Annotated in this window: 3 protein-coding genes; 2 read left to right on the top strand and 1 reads right to left on the bottom strand. The window is 38.1% G+C overall.

Translation table 11 applies throughout. The features are described 5' to 3' along the window. The coding region (locus tag ACFSQ0_RS02575) for a T9SS type B sorting domain-containing protein (protein WP_379042893.1) at positions 1 to 339 on the top strand (339 nt) is incomplete at its 5' end. Between the two features lie 87 nt (positions 340 to 426). On the opposite strand, the gene ACFSQ0_RS02570 is transcribed toward ACFSQ0_RS02575, so the two are convergent. Beyond that, positions 427 to 2202 carry a T9SS type A sorting domain-containing protein gene (locus ACFSQ0_RS02570; protein WP_379043691.1) on the bottom strand — a complete coding sequence of 592 codons (1776 nt, stop codon included), beginning with the start codon at positions 2200 to 2202 and terminating at the stop codon, positions 427 to 429. A gap of 120 nt (positions 2203 to 2322) precedes the next feature. On the opposite strand from ACFSQ0_RS02570, the gene ACFSQ0_RS02565 reads away from it, so the two are divergent. Further along, positions 2323 to 3512 (top strand): hypothetical protein (locus ACFSQ0_RS02565; RefSeq protein ID WP_379043688.1); only part of this gene is annotated, 1190 nt, incomplete at its 3' end.

Below are 3512 nucleotides of genomic sequence, written 5' to 3'. Positions count from 1 at the left end.
GTATACGGAAGAGATAAGAACGGTTGTGGAACAACGGTACGCGAAATCGCATTCATCGATTATCCAAAGTTCTTTACACCAAACGAAGACGGTTACAACGACACGTGGAATATCATCGGTTTAGGAGAAGCCAATATCGGAGCTAAGATTTTTATCTTTGACCGTTACGGTAAGCTATTGAAGCAATTAAGCCCAAGTGGTCCAGGATGGGACGGTACCTTTAACGGTAAGCCAATGCCATCAAATGACTACTGGTTTAGTGTAGAATACAAGCAAATTTTACCAACCGGTGAAGAGCGTATAGATACCTTTAAAGGTCACTTTACCTTGAAGCGGTAATCAAGTTATCCTTTAATAAAAAAAAGATATAAAAAGGCTGCCCTTTTTAGACAGCCTCCTTTATAAATTAATCTTATTAAAAACCCTCTATTCTTTAATTACTTTTTTAATAAATACTTCTCCCGAAGCATCAACAAACTTTGCAAAGTATATTCCTTGCTGCAAATGACTTAAGTTGATGGTTTTTACATTGGTATTTAAAGTCTGTTGCCATATCAACTTGCTCTGCATATCATATAGGCTCACTTTAGTATTTACCATTGCTTTAATATGAAGCTGATTTTTAACAGGATTTGGATAAAGTTCGATAGACTCTTGCTCTTGCTCTTGCTCTATACCAAAGCTTACTCTTGATGCAGAACGGCAATAGTTGGTTTGGGTACAAGATAATTGTAGCTTAAACGGACTACTTATTAAACTAGCACCAATTTGAGAAGGTACATAAGGTATAAAATTCTGATTAAAATTATTTCCTGTAGAAGCCGAAATAACATCGATGTCTAGAGTTAATGGTAGTAAACAATCACACTGCACTTCACCGCTTAAGGTTGTTCTAAATAAACTCAACGACAGTTGGTTGGTAACTGGGTTTTGTTGCAAACCAGTAAAAACTAAATTATTTTGATTATCATTGATAATACCTCCCTTAGGGGTATAATACGTATTTGAAATTACCGAAGTAGGACTACTTCCATAATTAATGGGTTGTGCAATAAAATCAAAATTCACATTAAGTAGATCTGCCGTAGAAAATTCAGATTGATACAACTGCTGCCAATTAACCTTAGCATTAGCATTATCATAATCTATAGAAAAAGCCATATGGCGTCCAATACCTGAATCAAATTGGGAGTTAAACATAAAGGCTGAATAAGCAATAGAAGTACTGTTTGTATTTCTGTCGAGAACCATTCCATTCAATAACATACTTATAAAATTTTCACGATCTGGTGCATAAATAAAGTAGGAATCTATAATATTTCCATTAGCAAAATCTACACTTATTGTTTCTAACTGGCCTTCTACCCAAGGATAAGTTACATAAAACAAGCCGGTTGCAGGATTATAAATAGCCATTCCTCCGTTTTGATGACTAGCCTGCCCACTATAACTCCGGGTCCAAGCAGCAACGCCATTAGCATCGATTAATCGCATAAGACCTTGAGAATTCCCGCTAGCAGTAGTCGTTGTTCCAGTTAATAAAAACATTTCTTGCCCATTAGGAGAAACATTAGAAGGTACTTTGGTGATTTTATTAAATGTGTTTCTAGTTTGTGGAATGAAAATCCCATCATAAGCTTGCGGTGTAAAAGCAGTTAAGCCATTTAAGTTACGATCTGCCGATAAAATAAAACCATATTTTGAACTACCCGTAGTTGTGAAACTTGTACCTAACCCCACCACTAAAAAGTCACCATTCTCTTTTTGAACAATATCGGTGCCATATAACTGATAGTTTTGTCCTGTAGGTCTTGGAGGGTCATTTAGGGTTAACTCTGCTAATAAGTTCCCGTTCTCATCAATCGTGGCAATCAAAAGATCTTTGGGTCCATTGTTGATTCCTACATAACCAGTTAAGGCAATAATATTTCCTTCGCCTATGGTGATGCTTCCTACAAAAGAATCAATCCCGCCAAAGTCAAAATTTTTACTCCATACTATACTACCGGTATTATCTATACGTAGTAATCTTACATCGGTTCCAGCTGTGATTCCAGGACTTTGTGTTCCGGCGACCACATAATCTCCCCCGTCTAATTGGGCAATAGAATGCTGTACAAAATCTCCCGAATCAACATCAATCCGCTCAATAAAAGTTTGAGCATAGCTAATCTTACTTAAAGCGATAAATAAAATTAACAAAAATGTACTTTTTTTTATAAAATTTAAATTAAAGTTTAGACTAAGATACAATTTTATAGATAAAGTGAAAATTTTTTATTTAAATTTTTTAATGTAACTTGCATAAATAAAACCATTTATATGTTAAAAAAAGCGCTATTACTTTACTTATTTAACCTAATGAGTAGCTTTTTTATGCATGCTTATGCACAATGCCCCCCACCCCAAGGGGAGGCGTTGCAAAGTTTTTGTGGTGCTGCTCTTCGTGCACAGATCAATGAGCCCCCTGCCAATTTAACCGATTTGGTAGTAGTGGGCGATAATTTACAATGGTATAGCGATGCGGGTGGTACCACGCCTATTCCTAATACCACCCTGCTAGTAGATGGACAAACCTATTATGTGAGCCAGACCACTACCGGTACTCAAGGCTGTGAAAGCAGTTTATTGGCGGTACAAGCTGTAGAGAAGTATTGCAATTGTGTGCCCAACGGGGGCTTTGAACGCGATGCTACCACCTCGACGGCCTCGGGTTATAGTTTTGCGTATTATGATATTTCATCAGGGTATCCAAACGGTCATCAACAATGCCAAACCGATTTAAACAGTATTCCTTTACAAACTAAAAATAACTTGGATCCTGTAAATAGTAGCATTAATTTTTCTAATTTTGATTGCTATGCCTATATACTAACCCCGGGGCCCGATAGTTTTATGTCTGGTTCTTCTACAACTCAAATCAGGGTAGAACCCAATACCCCTTATAATCAACGGGCTATCGGTTTAAACGATCTTGCTGCAATAGGAAGTATGAGTGTGATGACAAAAGAAATCATTGCCGGGCAAAGCTTTTCCTTTGATTATGCTTTAGGCATGGAAAATACTACTAACACAAATTTACCTTCCGTTGTACTTCCTTTTTTTAAGGTACAAATATGGGATCAAAACAATAACCTGGTCAGTGAGCAGTGCATTGCTTTTGAGCGCAACTCATGCCGGTTTATAGAAGCTCCTGGTGGTTTAGGTCTTAATTATACGCTTTGGACGTGTATGGAGTTGGATACCAGCAGCATTGCCGGGCAAGCCGCCACGGTAGTTTTTGCGATGTCAGATGTTAAAGGCGTCGGTGCTTTTTACGGCTACGCCTACATAGACAACCTAGGCAATGCCAGCTGTAGCAATGATGTTTTTGGGAAGGTTTCTATAGACGAGCCTACGGGTACTGCTGGCAGCAGTGCTTGTAGTTTGCTTGCACCGGTAAATCAAGACCCCTGTTTGGCGCCGGTGGCTGTACAAAGCGGTCCTTTTCCTATAAGCATTTGTGGGGAGTA

It is taken from the genome of Mesonia sediminis, assembly GCF_042684705.1.
Classification (GTDB): Bacteria; Bacteroidota; Bacteroidia; order Flavobacteriales; family Flavobacteriaceae; genus Mesonia; species Mesonia sediminis.
Note: the sequence above shows the minus strand (reverse complement) of the source record. Positions and strands in the feature narration are given on the sequence as shown.